At 37.6% G+C, this 16967-nt stretch carries 12 protein-coding genes and 1 pseudogene; 2 read left to right on the top strand and 11 right to left on the bottom strand.

Going from position 1 to position 16967, the window contains the following annotated elements:
- Positions 1-137: 137 nt before the first annotated feature.
- Positions 138-1439 carry a CitMHS family transporter gene (locus AC25Y5_RS06395; RefSeq protein ID WP_488139603.1) on the bottom strand — a complete coding sequence of 434 codons (1302 nt, stop codon included), beginning with the start codon at positions 1437-1439 and terminating at the stop codon, positions 138-140.
- Between the two features lie 243 nt (positions 1440-1682).
- Between AC25Y5_RS06395 and AC25Y5_RS06390 the strand changes: the two genes are divergently transcribed.
- Positions 1683-2954, top strand: a complete 1272-nt coding sequence (locus tag AC25Y5_RS06390; protein ID WP_488139602.1) for a glycoside hydrolase family 18 protein — start codon at positions 1683-1685, stop codon at positions 2952-2954.
- Positions 2955-3410: 456 nt separating this feature from the next.
- Positions 3411-4025, top strand: a complete 615-nt coding sequence (locus tag AC25Y5_RS06385; protein ID WP_488139601.1) for a nucleotidyltransferase family protein — start codon at positions 3411-3413, stop codon at positions 4023-4025.
- Positions 4026-4039: 14 nt separating this feature from the next.
- Here AC25Y5_RS06385 and AC25Y5_RS06380 read toward each other — a convergent pair whose 3' ends face one another.
- The 10 genes and pseudogenes from AC25Y5_RS06380 to AC25Y5_RS06335 all read right to left on the bottom strand — a co-directional run bounded on the left by AC25Y5_RS06380 (position 4040) and on the right by AC25Y5_RS06335 (position 16903).
- Positions 4040-4840, bottom strand: a complete 801-nt coding sequence (locus AC25Y5_RS06380) for a DUF4097 family beta strand repeat-containing protein (protein WP_488139600.1) — start codon at positions 4838-4840, stop codon at positions 4040-4042.
- 27 nt (positions 4841-4867) lie between these two features.
- Positions 4868-5572: an EcsC family protein gene (locus AC25Y5_RS06375; RefSeq protein WP_488139599.1), complete on the bottom strand. Its 705-nt coding sequence runs from the start codon at positions 5570-5572 to the stop codon at positions 4868-4870.
- A gap of 239 nt (positions 5573-5811) precedes the next feature.
- The gene (locus AC25Y5_RS06370; protein WP_488139598.1) at positions 5812-7623 is read right to left on the bottom strand and encodes a choline/carnitine O-acyltransferase; all 1812 of its coding nucleotides are present in this window, start codon (positions 7621-7623) and stop codon (positions 5812-5814) included.
- Positions 7624-7932: 309 nt separating this feature from the next.
- On the bottom strand, positions 7933-9120 hold the full coding sequence (gene yfkAB / locus AC25Y5_RS06365; protein ID WP_488139597.1) for a radical SAM/CxCxxxxC motif protein YfkAB: 1188 nt from the start codon (positions 9118-9120) through the stop codon (positions 7933-7935).
- A 510-nt stretch (positions 9121-9630) separates the two neighbouring features.
- A pseudogene (locus AC25Y5_RS06360) lies at positions 9631-9890 on the bottom strand (radical SAM/CxCxxxxC motif protein YfkAB); the annotation flags it as partial.
- A 549-nt stretch (positions 9891-10439) separates the two neighbouring features.
- Positions 10440-13610 carry an ATP-binding cassette domain-containing protein gene (locus AC25Y5_RS06355; RefSeq protein WP_488139596.1) on the bottom strand — a complete coding sequence of 1057 codons (3171 nt, stop codon included), beginning with the start codon at positions 13608-13610 and terminating at the stop codon, positions 10440-10442.
- Positions 13611-13778: 168 nt separating this feature from the next.
- On the bottom strand, positions 13779-14189 hold the full coding sequence (locus tag AC25Y5_RS06350; RefSeq protein ID WP_488139595.1) for a MarR family winged helix-turn-helix transcriptional regulator: 411 nt from the start codon (positions 14187-14189) through the stop codon (positions 13779-13781).
- Between the two features lie 105 nt (positions 14190-14294).
- Positions 14295-14672, bottom strand: coding sequence for a sporulation protein (locus AC25Y5_RS06345; RefSeq protein ID WP_482105990.1), 378 nt, complete (start codon positions 14670-14672; stop codon positions 14295-14297).
- A gap of 3 nt (positions 14673-14675) precedes the next feature.
- The gene (locus AC25Y5_RS06340) at positions 14676-15869 is read right to left on the bottom strand and encodes an AI-2E family transporter (protein WP_488139822.1); all 1194 of its coding nucleotides are present in this window, start codon (positions 15867-15869) and stop codon (positions 14676-14678) included.
- Positions 15870-15943: 74 nt separating this feature from the next.
- Positions 15944-16903 (bottom strand): LCP family protein, encoded by a 960-nt coding sequence (locus tag AC25Y5_RS06335; RefSeq protein WP_488139594.1) that lies wholly within the window; start codon positions 16901-16903, stop codon positions 15944-15946.
- Between the last annotated feature and the right edge of the window lie 64 nt (positions 16904-16967).

Here is a 16967-nt window from a genome sequence, read left to right as displayed (position 1 = left end):
TGAATACGGATTATATTTATCATTTTAATTATACAAGACTTGAAAGTTTTCTAGTCTTCCTACAAAAAATAGTACACCACCTGTAAGAAGTGATGTACCATTTGTTTTAATTAACTACCTCAATCCATATCCACAATTTATAATGAAATGGCTCCTGTTAAAACGGCCGTAATGGTCATGATTATGGTTGTTCCAAAAGCCCATTTAAACAGGAACTTTTGATGTTCTCCAAATCCGACCCCTACCAAACCAATAAGTATGAACGTAGCAGGAACTAAAGGAGATAATGGGAATCCTGCTGTTGAATGGCCTAATAAGGCAGCTCGTCCGATTTCAACAGGATCTATGCCAAATCCAGCCGCGGTTTCACTAAGGATGGGAAGAATTCCAAAGTAATAGGCGTCAGGTGAAAAGACAAACCCCATAGGGATACTGGTAAGTGCAACTAAGATAGGCATATGTGATCCGAGCCAGTCAGGAATAACGGAAACCAGCGTCGCCGCCATCGCATCCATCATGTGTGTTCCTGTAAATACACCTGTAAAAATACCAGCTGCAAAAACCATCGTGCTAATCAAGACAAAGTTATTTGCATGGCTTAAAATCTGTTCTTGTTGCTTTTGGGCACTAGGGAAGTTAACAAATAATGCGATTGCAAATGCCACAGCGAATAAAATTGCGATTGGCAATACATCCATTACGAGTAGAACCATAAGAACAATCGTCAACAGTAAGTTAAACCAATATATTTTAGTGACTCCTTTATTTACTATAGATGTAGCCGCTAGCTCTGGAATAGCGTTAAAAGAATCATCTAATTTAATAACTCCTAATCTCTCCCTCTCTTTTCTACCAAGTAAATAGGCAGAAAACAGTGTCCACAAAATCCCTGAAATCATAACGGGAATCAGTGGTATAAACAAATCAGAAACCTCGACTTGAAGACTGGCCGCGGCTCTAACTAAAGGGCCTCCCCATGGAATGATGTTCATAACACCTGCTCCTAAACCGACCACACATGCTAATATTAGACGATTCATGCCTAACCTCTTGTATAGCGGTAACATCGCCGAAACTGTAACCATAAATGTTGAAGAACCATCTCCATCCAAACCGACTAATATTGTAATAATAGCAGTGGCTAAAACGACTTTTAATGGGTCACCTTTTACTAAACGTAGAATCCGGTTAATCATAGGGTCAAACAAACCGACATCGATCATCAATCCAAAATATAGAATAGCAAAAACAATCATGACCGCGGTAGGTGTAACTTTAATAATACCCGCCATCATCATTTCACCCATGTCAGCGTAAAATCCACCGATTACAGCAAAAACTACAGCTACAAAAATGAAAGCTACAACTACTGACAGACGCTTAGTAATAACTAAGATAAGAAAGGTAGCAATCATACAAAACCCCAAAAACGACAACATCTCAAAAATCTCCTTTTTCTGTGCTGACTAAAAACACACATTATAGTAAACTGTTACAATTATTACATTACTTTAATTAATATAATATGTTTAGTCAAGTCGAATTTCGCAGAAAACTCTCGAATATCCAATTATGCTAATTAATTTACTACTAGAAATGTTTAGATGTTAATCATTTTAATGATTATATCTCCTTGCCATTTTGAATAACATGTAAGATATGAATGCTAAGGAGTGAGCTATATGCAAATCCATGTGGTACGCCCAGGGGAAACGTTATGGTTAATCGCCCAGCGGTACGGCGTCACAGTAAGCCAAATTGTAACGGCTAACCAATTGGCGAATCCAAGTAAATTAGTTAGCGGTCTAGCCCTTGTCATTCCCACAGCTTCACGTACACATACAGTTGAGCCTGGTCAGAACTTATCCGAAATTGCACATCGCTACGGTACAACTGTAGAAGATATCGTACAAGCGAATCAAATCCAAAACCCGAATATGATTTTATCGGGTACACGTATAACCATTCCCGTCCATAAACCAGTTATAGACGTAAATGCTTATACCATCAATACTGGAGAAACCGGAGCGAGGGAAATTCAAGAAGTTGGTCGGTATTTAACGTACTGGATGCCTTTTGTCTACACGATACGTGAAGATGGCGGACTAAACTCAATTGACGATACTGAAATGCTTCGATCCGCCGCTGCAGAGAAAGTCGTTCCTGTGATAGTTATCACGAACTTCAGTGCCACGGCTGCCGGATCCGTTCTTGCGCAGGCAGTCCTAGCAAGTACGGATATCCAAGATGTTTTATTAACCAATATTTTAAACGTCATGAAAGAAAAAGGGTATCAAGGTTTAAACATTGATTTTGAAAATGTGTTTCCGGCGGACCGTGAGTTATATAACCAGTTTTTGCAGCGTGCGGTTGATCGTTTGCATCCCGAAGGCTATTCCGTCTCAACTGCCCTTGCCCCGAAAATTAGTGGTGAACAAAAAGGGTTATTATATGAAGCACATGATTACGAAGCACATGGAAGAATTGTTGATTTCACTGTGTTGATGACCTATGAATGGGGTTATCGATTAGGTCCGCCTCAAGCTATTTCACCCTTAAACGAAATAAAAAAAGTGCTAGATTACGCCGTTACCGTGATACCAAGAAATAAAATTTTATTTGGTTTTCAAATCTATGCACGAGACTGGCTACTTCCCTACGAGGAAGGACAAGAGGCAGAAACCTTCAGTCAACAGGAAGCCATTCGCCGTGCACTACAGTATGGAGTGGCCATTCAATATGACTTGATAGCTCAGTCCCCTTTTTACCGATACACCGATGCAGAGGGGCGTAATCACGAAGTCTGGTTTGAAGATGCCCGAAGTGCACAAGCTAAGTTTGATGTGGTTAAAGACTATAATTTACGCGGGATTAGTTACTGGGTTCTTGGTTATCCATTTCCTCAAAACTGGTCATTACTGGAAGACAACTTTACAATTCGGAAAAGAAGTTAGTGCTGAATAGCTAAAGTAGTTGTCAGAACAATGACGGGATGACCCATCTGAGCCGCCAACTCATGGATGGGTTATTTTTTATGCTTAAATGCCGCTATTACAACGACTGAACAACTTACAGTATTCAGTACCTAGTTAAACGATGCAACAGGCCATACAAACGATTTGGCAAGTCACTTCTAGTTGGCGCCTGCAAACCTTACACTAAGGCAGCAGCAGCGTCACAGATGTCGAATCAGGTGTAAGGAGCTGTGTTGACGCAACCTCTTCATCTCATTCAATCGTTGAACAACTGTTTTTGCGGGAATGTCACTAACGAATAGAAGGTTGACTGGATGGCGATAGTTGATAGAAGGAAATTAAGATAGAGTATGTGGCTAATCAAACAAATGATTGAAACTGGATTTACACTTACTTGGTAGTGGAAATGATCGCAGTGAGATGGAGGAAAAAGATATGAAGATTGTAGGCATTTACCTTGCAGCCGGAAGCAGCAGCCGTATGGGAAGCGATAAATTGGCTCTGCCTGTCGGGACAATGACAGTAGGTAGCTTGGGGCTTGAATCAGCTTTGAAGTCGTCGCTCGATGAAATCTATGTCATTACAAAAGACACGGATGATGCAAATTGGCTGCCCGCAGAAATGAAGTCGGATCCAAGATGTACAATTATACAATGTTCCACGGCTCATGAAGGCCAGTCTGAATCATTGAGATGTGGGATTCAACAGGCCCAAGCTAATCACGCGGATGCCGCCCTCATCATGCTGGCGGACCAACCCTTCATTACCGTCCAAATGATTAAAGAAATGATTACGTGTATGAAGAACAACCCGACATGCAGGTTCGTCGCCACCACATTTGAACAATCAATAACGCCGCCTGTTCTTTTCTCGTCAGTTATTTACAATGACCTTTTAACACAACGTGGGGACAAAGAAGCGAAAGCGATATTACATGGGGATTTTCTTCGAAAAGGAAAACTATTGCCCTGCATTGATAAGAGGCTTGTATTCGATGTTGATACACAAGATGATTATCAAAAACTCCAAATAATAGAAAAAACGAAATGATAGAATGTCTCCTATCATTTCGTAACAGTTACTCCCCCATTATCCGTTCTTAATATAATCAAATTTTCACCCTTACCAAACTTAGTATGCTTGTTATCATATCCAAAAACATCGATTCTTCCGTTATCCGTTTTCACATCAATCGTAGCATTCGTCGGTTCTTTCTCGGATTGAATTTCGATTCTACCGTTATCTGTCGTCAACTCAATCGAACGATCCAAATTGTCAGTGACAAGTGTAATTCTTCCATTGTCTGTTTGCCCTTGAATCTTGCCCTCGACCGATTCAAGGAGAATTTTACCGTTATCCGTTTCAACAACGGTTGTAGAAGTCTCTACGTTTATCAGTTCTATCGTGCCGTTATCTGTTTCCAACACTATTTCTTCCGCTTGGATATTTTCCACATTGATTCGTCCGTTATCGCTTTCCGCTTGGATTTTGTTATATTGTTTTTGCGGTACTTCTACTAACAACTTTAAGTCGTTGTTAAAAAATCCGAAGCTAAAGAAACTTCGTCGCTTTTCTTTGAATTGAATAGACAGTGTGTCTCCGTTTATATCCGCCTTGAATACATATTTCGATTTCTTCTTTGTTTCCCCTATATATTTTACTGTTGTTGCTGAATCATTGGTCGGTACGATTTCCACCGCTGCGTTGCCGGCCGTAATTTCAATATTCGTGAACGAGGAATCATCCACTACTATTTTTCGGGCATTATTTCCTGTTGAATCTCCTAATGTAATCACCAACGATATCCCACCTATAATAAGTAACACGAGCACTAAAACGATGAACAATTTATTTTTGAAAAACATCTACTATTACCCCACCTTTCAAAAGGATTATAATAAGCGTATCCGATATGAATTCATTGCCGTTTCCCCAAGTTGGTCAAGTAGATTATAGTTAGCAAACGCACCGACGATTGCCCCGAAGCCAGGGATTAATTGAAACATCTTCACTAAATCGATGTGATCCCGATACTCTTGTTGAAAGTCCTTCCAGTCCATGTCCGCAATTAGGTGTTTCTCAACCTCCCAATTTTCAATAATAATCAAGGTTTCTCTCCGTTTTTCTTCACTTGAAAAAGCGAGTTGGAAGACATGCAAGAGAAACAAACGCTCTTCGTAATTATCCGTGTCAAAACCGTAAACGCTAGCAGCTTCAAACAAAAACTTCATTTTAATCGATAATAGAAGTGGAAAGTCAACAAGTCCAAGCATAATGCCGCCCGCCCCTGTTCCAGCTCCTTCAATAACAGCCGTTTTTCTAAAAATCGAGAGTTTTTCCTTAAATAACTCATCGCGTTCAAATAAACTTAATACGGTTGTTTGTGGTTTTTTTGTCGTCATATTTGAACCGAAGAGCGTTGCTTTTACCATGTTTTTAATACTCTCTGTCATTACTGTATGAAACTTCTCCGGAATCAAACCATTTATCTTGTTCTGTGCGGTCTTGGATGTACGACTAATAAAACCTGACCTTCGAGTCATTTTTTGCTTCCAAAAATCAATTTCCTCTTGAACCTCCATCGTATAATCAACCATTTTTCCCCTCCTTCTGTATTTTTCAATTATTCAACTCATGTTATCAAGTATAGTCGAAGGAAAAGTTTATTGAATAGACTTTTGACGTAAACCTGTCTAAGTCTTCGGAAGTAGCTGAGCTTTCCTAATCAACAGCCACAAAATGATAAATGTAATACCTTTAAGTAGGAAGATTAACGGAATAAAAATAACGCCAATCCGGACATCTGGATTGGCGTTATTCTGGTTTGAAAGGTTAATTAATCTGCATTTGTTTCTTCATGATCCACACCATTTTGCGCAATATGTCTTAATTCATTTAATGCTACCACTAAATTATCGGTTAGCATCTTTGCACTTTCTTTTTCCGAAGAATTACATGAGATGTTGATGGAAATGGTTTTGGCTAATAAAATATAGGCTAATCCATATCCTCCCTCAACGACTGGTCCAAAAATCCGATATTTAACATTGTCGTATGCCATGCCACTTGTTGAAATGAAATCATGCCTCATCGTCAAATAACCTATGTCGTTAAAAACTTCCGGTAGTTCTGTTAATCCTAGGTTTGCTCCATTTAAATAATACATTTGTTCAAGGCCAAACATATGCCTTTCAACACCTAATCCTTTTCGACATTCTATGATTCGGTTTGAATGGGCTGCACCTGCTTTTTTCATTAAAGAATATAGGATTTCATTACTTTTTTCACCCGCTTCAAGCGCAGTCACCAATTTCAGTTTTTCCATACTTGTAGCTCTTGCGCATTCTGTCCTTCCCTCATGAAAGACACGTACTGCAACCGGTTCATAAACGCTCCTCAGTATACCGAAGGTTCTATACTGCGCAATTTGCAACGCCATATGGAAAAAGGCATCCGGACTTATATTCAATTTCTTTATTTCATCTGAACCAAATTTTTCAAAGGTTTCCGAACTTACATGAAACTCTTTCTTGGTTCGAATGTTATTATTTTGAAACTTCGTTAAGGTTCCTTGAAGTTCCTCTGAAATTTCCCACTCCATTTTTTCTACTTCGGTCTTCTCTTTGGTGTAAATAACTTCGGTGTCCACTTTGCAGAGCCCGGCATTTACATGGCTAATAACCGCAAATATCGTAGTCCCGTCTACAGCAGAATGTTCAATACTGTATCCTAACTCTCCATTTTTAGTAATGATAATTTGAATTGTCTTATCAAAATATTTGTTAGTACCATCTAACATCATATTTTCGATTGCTTCTTTGGAATCATCACTTTCTTCATCAACTGAGATGACTATAAGCGAATCTGCAATGGTCTGAAGGTTATCAGCATTTACATTTGACACAATGAGTTGTTCGTATGCCTTTGCAGCCTGGTCCCTCTCAGCAGTCGTAAATATACCAATATTTTTACCATCGCCGTTCTCATTCGAAAATGCCCTTTCGATTGCCTTTGTGATTTCATTACTTTGATAAATAACCCCTTCGTTATTCGATACATTTACTTTATAAAAATTTTTCTTGTATAAAATAACGACATGATTATTTTTTTTATCAAATTCAGCAACTTTGTATTCGTCTATTTTTAACCTAGGAATACGGACAGATCGGAAGAACTTCTTATATTGACTCATATCTAGGGGGATTTCATTAATCGATACTGGCCCTACTTCTCCATCAATAATTCTATGGTAGAGCTCAGTAATCAAATAACCAATTTTCCCAATCAAATCCGCCGTTGTGTAGTCTTCTCTATACTTTTTATTATCTAATAAAACATTAAAGTTCATACCAGTTGACAAAGAACCTCTATATTTTAAATAGGATGCATTCCAAAATGGTTTAAGCCAACTTCCTTCTATGCTCTTATTCCATTCATATAACTTTCCTTGCAGTTTTTCAGCTTCTCCATTACCTTCAAAAAATCGAGTGATTACTTTCGTCGTTTCATGAAATTGCTCTTCGCTTACTAGGGGCTCAATCCATTCGAGAAGCTTATCTTTCGTGTCATTCAATTGCGGAATGGGTAAGGATGGTAATTTATTTTGGATATCATATGTATTATTTATAATAATTAGTCCCTTCTTCACCCATAAACTTAATGTCTGTGGGCTGTCTTACTTGCGATAGATTGTTAGTAGTGTCCTCGTTCTTTTCTAATACATCTTAGGGTATTATTTTGTCGTTCAATCTCCAATAGAGGGAAGTTTGAGCATTGTTAATCCTTTCTCTCATAGACAAATGAACTTGCCTTTTTAAATTGTAGGTTTTTCGGAGTAATAGCACGGCATTGGCATTAAGTATAACATATGACCATTCCATTGAAGTAATTCCGACAACTTAAGAAAGCCTCCTACCCTAGGAATTATAGGTAGGAGGCTAACAATTTGTATTCTTAGTTAGATATTTGTTTCCGTTCTCGTGAAATCCATCTCAGGGTAATAGGCGTCTTTTACCAAAAGATTTGGTCCTAAGCATTTCACAGCAGGACAATGACAACTGATTGTCTTTGCAAGTGGCCGATCAAGCCAACGGTCTAACATTATTGGAAGTGCTTCGGTTTGAATATTGCCCATTGGTGGAGTGTCTCCGAAGTCAGTTACAATCACTTCACCAGTGAAGATATTTACGTTCAAACGGGATCTGCCATCCGGGTCATTACGAACGGACACATTCTTACTGTTGTAAATCCTGTTTAACAGCGTCAAATCTTCTTTGTTATTACTACATGGATAAAAGGGTAGTGTGCCAAACAACATCCAGACGTCTTCATTACGGTGATCCAAGAGGCCATGAATTGCATTTCTAGTTTCCTCCAAAGAGAGCACTTCTAATTGTGAAGCAAAATCACTTGGGTACATCCCTTGTAGAGAATCTTGCCACTCATTAGTGGCAGTCCCTCTATCGTATCCTGGCTCATACATAGGATGTATCTCATGCCTTTTGCATCCCATTTCTTCTATGACTTGCTTATGTATCTTTTCTAAATGAGGTACTGTCCTACCATTGAGCATTGTCTCAGCAGATACAAATACTCCCATTTCAGATAAAGCCTTAGAGTTAGTAATCATCCTGTCAAGTAATGTCTTTCTCTGTTCTCTAGTAGGCTTTCTTTCCATCATAGCAAAACCAGTATCTATAAACTCATCCTCTGTAGTCCAGTTATGAGAGATATGTAATACATCTAAGTAAGGTGCTATGAGCTTATATCTGTCTAATTCTAATGTCAGATTAGAGTTTATTTGAGTGTATATCCCTCTCTCGTGAGCATATTTCAATAGAGGCAGTACATAATTTTCTACTGACTTTAAGGACATCATAGGCTCTCCACCTGTAAGGCTCAGTGTTCTAAGTGTAGGAATCTCATCTAATCTTTGCAGTAATAACTCTATAGGTAGAGCTTTAGGGTCTTTGTGGCTTAGAGTATGTCCTACTGCACAATGTCTACACCTCATATTACAGAGATAAGTGGTAGTAAATTCTATACTAGAAAGAGTTAATCTACCATACTGCTCTATATCTTTATAAGCCTCCCATGGATCATTTTGTGGAGACATTTTGGATTTAGAGATAACTTGAATATTCATATGAACTACTCCTATCTAATTAATACCTCTTTATTATGAGTGGGGGTATAATTTATGTCAATGTGAGATGCCATTATGCATCATCTGTCGCTTTACAGCAAACAAAAAAGCACCAAACCTTAGAGGCTCAATGCTTTCCTTATTAGCTTATCTACATTAAGAGTACCTATCTCCACCATAATAGCACCACCCCATAGAGTAATCTCCTCAACCTTTGGATAGGTTCCACATAGTTGGACAATTAAATTAAGGGAAAATAGAATAATACACAAGAAGTGAGGAGATCTCCTTTTTCCGTAAAAAGAAGAACGTTTTCTACAGATTTCAAAAAACAAGTGGTAGCCCTATATGAAAATGGAAAAAGCCGACAAGATATTGTCAAAGAATATGAATTAACCGCATCTGTACTTGATAGGTAGATTACACAATTCAGACAGTCAGGTTCTTTCTTAGAGAAAGATATACACAATAAAAAAATAGTAGATGCCTCAGCACCTACTCAATCACCATATAGCGATCCAACGGCATTGTTAAGTTCGAATTCATCTGTGTACGCACTCCACGTTCATGCGTGTACGTCAATAATGGTAAAACGTAACGATCTACCGATTTTCTAGAGAACATCGGATCGTCGCCTGTGATACTTATGGACCACAAATGAGGGATCTCCTATAGCCTGGACATAAGCAATTATACCCTAAACTACTCTAGGTCTTTACACCTCCATACATAACCTACCGCACAATGTTCACACGCATATTGCATAAGCTTCCCATAGATCATATGTAGGTGACATCTTCTTTTGAAATGCTAAATCATTTATCATTTGTTTATTAACCCCTATAAGAATGAAATTAGCTACTCAAATAGTATGCACTTTCAATATAACTTTCGCAATAGCATTTAGATTCTCGACTTGAAACATCAGCTTGAAGTTCGGGAAATTTATTATTGCTTTTTCTACGAACAGTTAGTTGCATCATGCAAGTATCAAACGTTTTACCCTTAATTAGGAGGCTAGTATCACCTCTTACTTGCATTATGCAAACATTCTAAAAACAATACTTGTATTTTGCAATTACAAGCTCTTACAATAACTTGTAAAGTGCAATTAATTAACATATGAAGCTTCTTTTAGGGTACCGTCAGTAAATTCCAAATTAAAAAGCCCAACTTCTCTGCAAATGAAAACAGAGAAAATGGGCTTTTCCGTTACTTTATTAAAGCAACCATTGTTGAATAATACTTATATATTTCGGATTTTCTTCTATTAATTCGAGTCTAGACCCGCAATAAAATTCGGCCACAATAATTCTACTTTAATTATTGTGGTCAAGGCATTGATAAACCGCCATCAAATCTTGTTTATTTAACTCACGAATACGATTGAAGATTGGAATATCGGCAACAGTCTCAATATATAAGCTTTCATCAACTATATGATTTACATTTCCATTTAGCCATGTTTCTACTGTTATGCCTTCGACAACTTCCTGAAGTCCCTCATCATTGATACCACTTGCATTACAGCTCACACAAGGTATCGTTAATTTATTTACACCCTCATGTAGATTATCTTCAGTAATGACTTTCTTCCCTTTGCAGAATGGGCAAGGCTGACTTTTCTTTATCTTATTAATTTGGGTAATAAGTTTTTTGTAACCAAACGCTTCATAAACATATGTTAGTTTTTTGTATTTTTTATTAGTGAAATACTTATCAATGATGTTTTCTCTCGTCTCATTGATATTGTCAAAATCACAGATAGTTACTTGATTATTGTTGCTGATGGATTCGATATTTCCTTTAATACTGTCCCAGAATGGCAATACATTTTGCAGTACCATTTCATACCCAGCAAAACTTGCTAGTTCTAATTCAAGCATTTTCAAAGCGACTTGCGTTTCCCTACTTAACAGTGAAACATCTTCTGTCAAAGTCATATCACCGCCTACAATAGCTTTCAATTTTACCAGTTCCGGTAACTCCCCTACTGTTTTCAAAACTTGATCAAGTGGCTGCTTTATTATTTCACGAATATCCGTGTCGCCAAATTTGAGCTGTTTGTGATGATTTAACACGGAACCTTTGCAAATCGGACATGAAATCATCTCTTTAGATGCTTTCATATGCTCTTTAATAATGGATTTCGAAATGAACATATACATCCCAATTACATTATTAAATCCTTGCCATGTTCTCTGTGCCTTAGCTGCTTTATCATAAAATGACTTTTCCCAATACCCATATAAAAAAGTATGCTTTTCTTCTGCTGTCATTTCATTATAGCTTTTACTCATATCGTGACCAAGCTCATTCTTAATTTCATTAAAAATGAATTCAAGTCTTGGATATTGATAATATTTTAATACCTCCATCACGTCTGGGTGCAATTGCCCCTCCCAGAATGGCACGGTTTTGTCCTGAATAACAACATCTATATCAAATTCTTCTATCACCCCACGGCCCGAACAGCTTGGACAATGATTGTCTTGATAATAGAAATCGAAGCTTCGCGTATCTTTATTGGTAGAATGCGACGCCACAATATGGTTGATCAAGCCGCCAATTTCATAGAGAAAACTATATTGACTATACAAATGACGTTCCAGATCAATGGCAATGACAGGTGCAATTGTTTCAGATTCGTACTCCCCGTATATCAAACGAGCCATTGAGGATAAACTTTTTAAGATTCCGCCCTTATAGACGTTTTCTGCATTTTTAAAATAGGCAATTTGATTTTCATTCAAGCGGTTAATTCCATGTTGTTGATTGATGGTTGAAGAAATTTGCACCGGTGCAACTCTATCCGCGCTGTTTGGTTGACGATAATATTCATCATGACTGACAACGTCAAGGTGCTCTACAGGCGCAAGCTGTCTTTCACCAAAATCAACGATGAAATCAGAGTTTTCCATCATATAAGCATTATGTTCAATCATAATTATCGAGACAGATTCATCCTGCAAAATAAGCCTGACACTATCAATGAATTGATTTAATATATTTTGCGATAACCCTTTTGAAGGTTCGTCAAAAATAAATAATGTATGTGGGTTCCTTGAGTTAGCAAATAGCTCAGAAACTAAATGGACACATTGAAATTCACCATTCGATAATGACTGTGTTTTTCTTTCTAACGTCAAATAACCGAGTCCAAGTTTCACCAATAAACTCAAGCGTTTATGAGCGATATCTTCATATGGCAATTCGTCAATAATATCTTCAATCGAGCGTTGAAAAATATCATCAATATCTTCACTATACTTTGCGAGTTTTCTTTTAATATCAAGAAAAGTTGCAACTGTTGACCGACTAGTAATCGATTGGTTTCGATTTTGCCCTACCATTACCAGCTTATCTTTTGAATATCGCTTCAGAAAGTCTTTGGCCATACATTCATTGACAAGAGTAGATTTACCACATCCCGACTCACCCGTAAAGGTTACAAGTCTATTTCTCGGAATTTGAATTTCAGCCATTTGAATATTACGACAGTATAAATCCTGAAACTGATAGTATTCTGTTGGCATTTCCTGATTTCGTTCCGAAGAGATTGGTTTTGGACGTGGAGATTCTTCAACAATTTCCCCTCCGTATTTACCACTACCAGGTCCAAAATATAATTGTTCATCCGTTGTGTCCAGTACCGTATCAGAATGATCAATGAGCCATATTTGATTCTTATACCCTAATTGTTTAATCTGTTCTAAAATTTTCAATAGGGTTTGGTGATCAAGACCCACGGAGATTTCATCAATAATAATAACGGTGTTTTCACTTGTTGCCATGAATTCAGCCAAGTAAAGACGTGTTAATTCTCCGCCTGACAATGTTCCCATAATGCGGTTTAATGTTAAGTAACCTATATTCATATTGATAATATTTCTAAGAATATGCTGTTTCGCTTCACCAATATGTAATTCCTCTCCAAGGGAAAGAATCGATTCAATGCTTAAATTGTTGATGTCAGAAACACTATATGGTTGACCCAATAATTCTATTCTTTTCTGTAAAACGTCTGGATTATAGCGTTTACCCTCACACTTTTTACATTCTACATTTTTAGTAGTACCGCGTCCTTTACAACCTGGACACCAGCCTAGCTCATTATTAAAGGAAAAAACTTCTGGAGAAAGATTAAAATTTTCAGCAAGCGTATCACGAATCTCTTTAAACACGCCAGTATGTGTGCCAATTGTTGAACGTGGATTGGACGATATGGACGATTTTCCTAGAAAAAGGACTAGAGGCATTTCTCCCATCTTGATGGCACTGAAATTTGTTTGCATAATATCGGGGAATAAATACTGATATTCAGCCTTTGGCAATAAGGAAACGAGACGCTTCTTAGATTCCTCACCAATTGTTTGGCAAAAAGTTGTTTTACCAGAACCTGATAAACCAGCAATTCCTAACGATTTATCTACTGGTAGTGCTGCATCTAATTTGTTAATATTGTTCGCAATTAATTGATTTATCTTCACAGTGATATCCTCTCCGTTCTGTAAAATTAGTATTGCCATGTTAGTAAAACTTCAAATGAATTTTTTGTATTTTTTTCGAATCGACAAAGCCATTCCAAATTCATACGATAGTAGGCTTAGTGTTGGAAATCCCCATTTTGCCAACGGAGCCTCTATTAGTGAAATGGTTTAGGAATCCCGCAGTTTAACTTCCAATACATGCATAGAACGAAGTACTGTCTCGCGCTCAAAGTCGTTCATAGAGGCGAGAGCATTTTCCATTTTATTTAAAATTTCACCATTGATAGTTTCAACCATACCCCACCCTTTACTTGTTAAAGAAAGTAGATATATTCTTCTGTCTCCTGTATATGGTGTTCTAACGAGCATCTCTTTCTTTTCAAGCGTACCAATTTGTCTGGAAAATGTTGTGATATCCATACTTACAGCATCAGCAACTGTCTGCATGGATGGCTTTTTCAGTATTGATATCTCATATAGGATTGAACTTTGAACAACAGAAATCGCAGAGCAACTCGTTTTATGAATGTTACGCATGCTTTTTGATAGCGAGTGGAAAACAGGAATGATCTTATCCATTATGAATCTCCCCCTATGAACCCTTTTCGCAATTATACAGGAAGAAAAGTTACCTGCCCAAATGAAAAAGAAAACGCACCCTAGTTTAATAGGGTGCGTTCACCGTCATGCATATATAATTTCGTCTTCGTCTTGAATATCAATCCCATTTTTAAGATGTACGATTGTTTTTAATATGAGCGGCTGGGCTTCAGCTTCTGTCTCCCAACGCTCATCAGGTACCATCTCAAAAGAAATCATCCATGTTTCTTTTGATTTGATATCACTCATCATTTCTATCGATTGTTTTGCAATGATAACTTCCTCAGTTTCTGTTTTCTTTAACAATTCAATAACGATAAAATCGACAAGTTCATCACTGTTGTCACCTTCAATATAAACAGTTCCTGATAGTGTTTCTCCAAAAGCAATATTTGGTCCATCAACATTTGTATTAACAGTCATTTCGCCGTATTCGATTGTTGACGTAAATTGCCTCACCATAGTCTATTCCCCCGATTCTTGATTAACAATATCATTATAATGCAGATTCTCATTATCTTCATACTTATTATACCGTAATTTCAACAATTTAAATAAATGATTTACAAGGACTTTTAATAATGCATAACCCGGAATCCCTAGGACGACACCCGCAACCCCAAACAATGAGCCTGCCGTCAATAGCACGAAAATAATCGTTATAGGGTGGATACGTAATGATTTACCCATAATTTGAGGTGATATAAACTTCCCGTCAATCAGTTGAACAATTGTCCATACAGCAGCTAATTTGAAAAGCATTAATGGTGATGTGACAATCGCAATAATGGCGGCAGGTATAATCGCGATAAGAGGTCCGAGATATGGAACTACACTCGTAAACATCGCTAGAACCCCTAGCAATAATGCATATTCCATTCCAATTATTAAAAAGCCTATAGAAACCATAACCCCAATACAAATCGCAACCAAAATTTGTCCTTGAATATAGGAACTGATTTGGTGATCTGCATCATGGAAAATGACTTTAGCATCTTTACGCATACGAGGCGGCAACATCTTAATGATGAGCTGTGGTAACTTTTCTCCATCTTTCAACAAATAAAATAAGATGAAAGGAACCGTCACAATAGCAAGGATGAAACCCGTAAGCGCTGAGATGAATGATGTTACACCACTCGCAATTCCGCCAACTGTATCAGTGAAGAACTTGCCTATATTACCTTGCACGGAATCTAAGAGTGTATTAACGTTAATATCCAAACCTTCATAATAAGATGCAAAGATAGATGAACGTAAAAAAGCATCCGTATTGACTAATAATTGACCAAAATATGTAGGGAATTCTTCAATAAGATTATGAAACTGTATTTTCAGAAAAGGCAAAACCAGAAAGACCAGCAACGTTATAAGACCAATCACTCCAATGAAAATGATTAGTATTCCCCAAATTCGGGGTATTTTCACTTTTTCTAACAGACGCAGAATCGGTCTCAATAAATAGTAAGCAATTGCAGCAAGAATGACAGGCAACACAACAGTGGAGAAGAAAACTGTTATCGGATAAAAGATGAACGATATTCGATTGAAGATAAAAATGATTAAACCAATTAACAAAATTGAAACGAGGACGAATAATGTACTTCGTCCTCCGAAAAAACGAATTACTTTTGAAGTCATTCCATCGTTCTTTTTCATTTCTAGGGCTGTAGTCGACAACTTCTCTTCATTCAACTCCATAAACATCCCCTTTTCTGGTTAACATTGTTCTACTAATTCAGTTGCATTGAGAGGAATTTTGAGATTGCCTCTTTATTTTTAGCGATATCCACCTCGATGACGGACCCTGCATGTGAATAGGTATTATAGGAATACGAGCCTTTCACAGGCACAGTCATTGTTTCGACTTTCGCACCCTTCTTCATCAAAAGTGAAATTGCTCTTGAAATTTCGTCTTTTGATGATAAATCGGTATTAATAAATCCTGACAACGCACCAGAAAGTTTTGGGACATTGGCTAACATTCCTGGACTGACTAATTCATCTTTCATCGCAGAAATCACTTCCTGTTGACGTGCAACTCTTCCAAAATCACCTTCTTCATCTGCGCGAAAACGAGCATAACCAAGCAATTCCTGACCGTTTAAATTCTTCTTGCCAGGCAATAGTGTAACGCCGATTTTCTCAGACATTTCTTTTTTGACATCGATTTCCACACCTTGAGGGAATGCGATATCAACAATTGATTCGAAATTAGCAAAATCGACAATTGCATAATGGTGAATAGGTATACCAAACATGCCTGTAATGGTATCTTTTGTCGTCTGTAATTTACCAAGATAATAAGCGGTATTTAGCTTATATGATTTAAAGCCCGGGATTTCCGCATATATATCACGCATGAAGGAAATGACACGCATTTTCCCTTCACTCTTGTCCCATGACAAGACCATCATTGTGTCAGTCCGGGATCTACCACTTCCATCATCGTCTACACCAAGTAACAAGTAGTTTTCAATTGATGTATACTTTGGATCCACCGCATCGCCCTTGAAAGGACCTGGGTCAATCCCGTTGCTTCCAGCCAACGATTTTCCTGCATTGTATTCAATATACGAATATAGCCCGATTCCTATAAAACAGAGCGTAACTATTAAAAAAATGACCCTGCCGATACGAAGCTTCTTCTTTCTTCTTCTTTTAGGAATAGGTCCTTCATAATTATCTTCCATAAGTAAATTCCTCCAAAAAATGATATCTAAGTTAGGACGAACAGGAGGTCACTTGGTTGCAGTA

It is taken from the genome of Sporosarcina sp. Y1011, assembly GCF_057669885.1.
Note: the sequence above shows the minus strand (reverse complement) of the source record. Positions and strands in the feature narration are given on the sequence as shown.

Coding starts and splice junctions, on each gene's coding strand:
- AC25Y5_RS06395 (WP_488139603.1), bottom strand. CDS start 1,439: ATGTTGTCGTTTTTGGGGTTTTGTATGATTGCTACCTTTCTTATCTTA.
- AC25Y5_RS06390 (WP_488139602.1), top strand. CDS start 1,683: ATGCAAATCCATGTGGTACGCCCAGGGGAAACGTTATGGTTAATCGCC.
- AC25Y5_RS06385 (WP_488139601.1), top strand. CDS start 3,411: ATGAAGATTGTAGGCATTTACCTTGCAGCCGGAAGCAGCAGCCGTATG.
- AC25Y5_RS06380 (WP_488139600.1), bottom strand. CDS start 4,840: ATGTTTTTCAAAAATAAATTGTTCATCGTTTTAGTGCTCGTGTTACTT.
- AC25Y5_RS06375 (WP_488139599.1), bottom strand. CDS start 5,572: ATGGTTGATTATACGATGGAGGTTCAAGAGGAAATTGATTTTTGGAAG.
- yfkAB (WP_488139597.1), bottom strand. CDS start 9,120: ATGAATATTCAAGTTATCTCTAAATCCAAAATGTCTCCACAAAATGAT.
- AC25Y5_RS06350 (WP_488139595.1), bottom strand. CDS start 14,189: ATGGATAAGATCATTCCTGTTTTCCACTCGCTATCAAAAAGCATGCGT.
- AC25Y5_RS06345 (WP_482105990.1), bottom strand. CDS start 14,672: ATGGTGAGGCAATTTACGTCAACAATCGAATACGGCGAAATGACTGTT.
- AC25Y5_RS06340 (WP_488139822.1), bottom strand. CDS start 15,869: ATGAAAAAGAACGATGGAATGACTTCAAAAGTAATTCGTTTTTTCGGA.
- AC25Y5_RS06335 (WP_488139594.1), bottom strand. CDS start 16,903: ATGGAAGATAATTATGAAGGACCTATTCCTAAAAGAAGAAGAAAGAAG.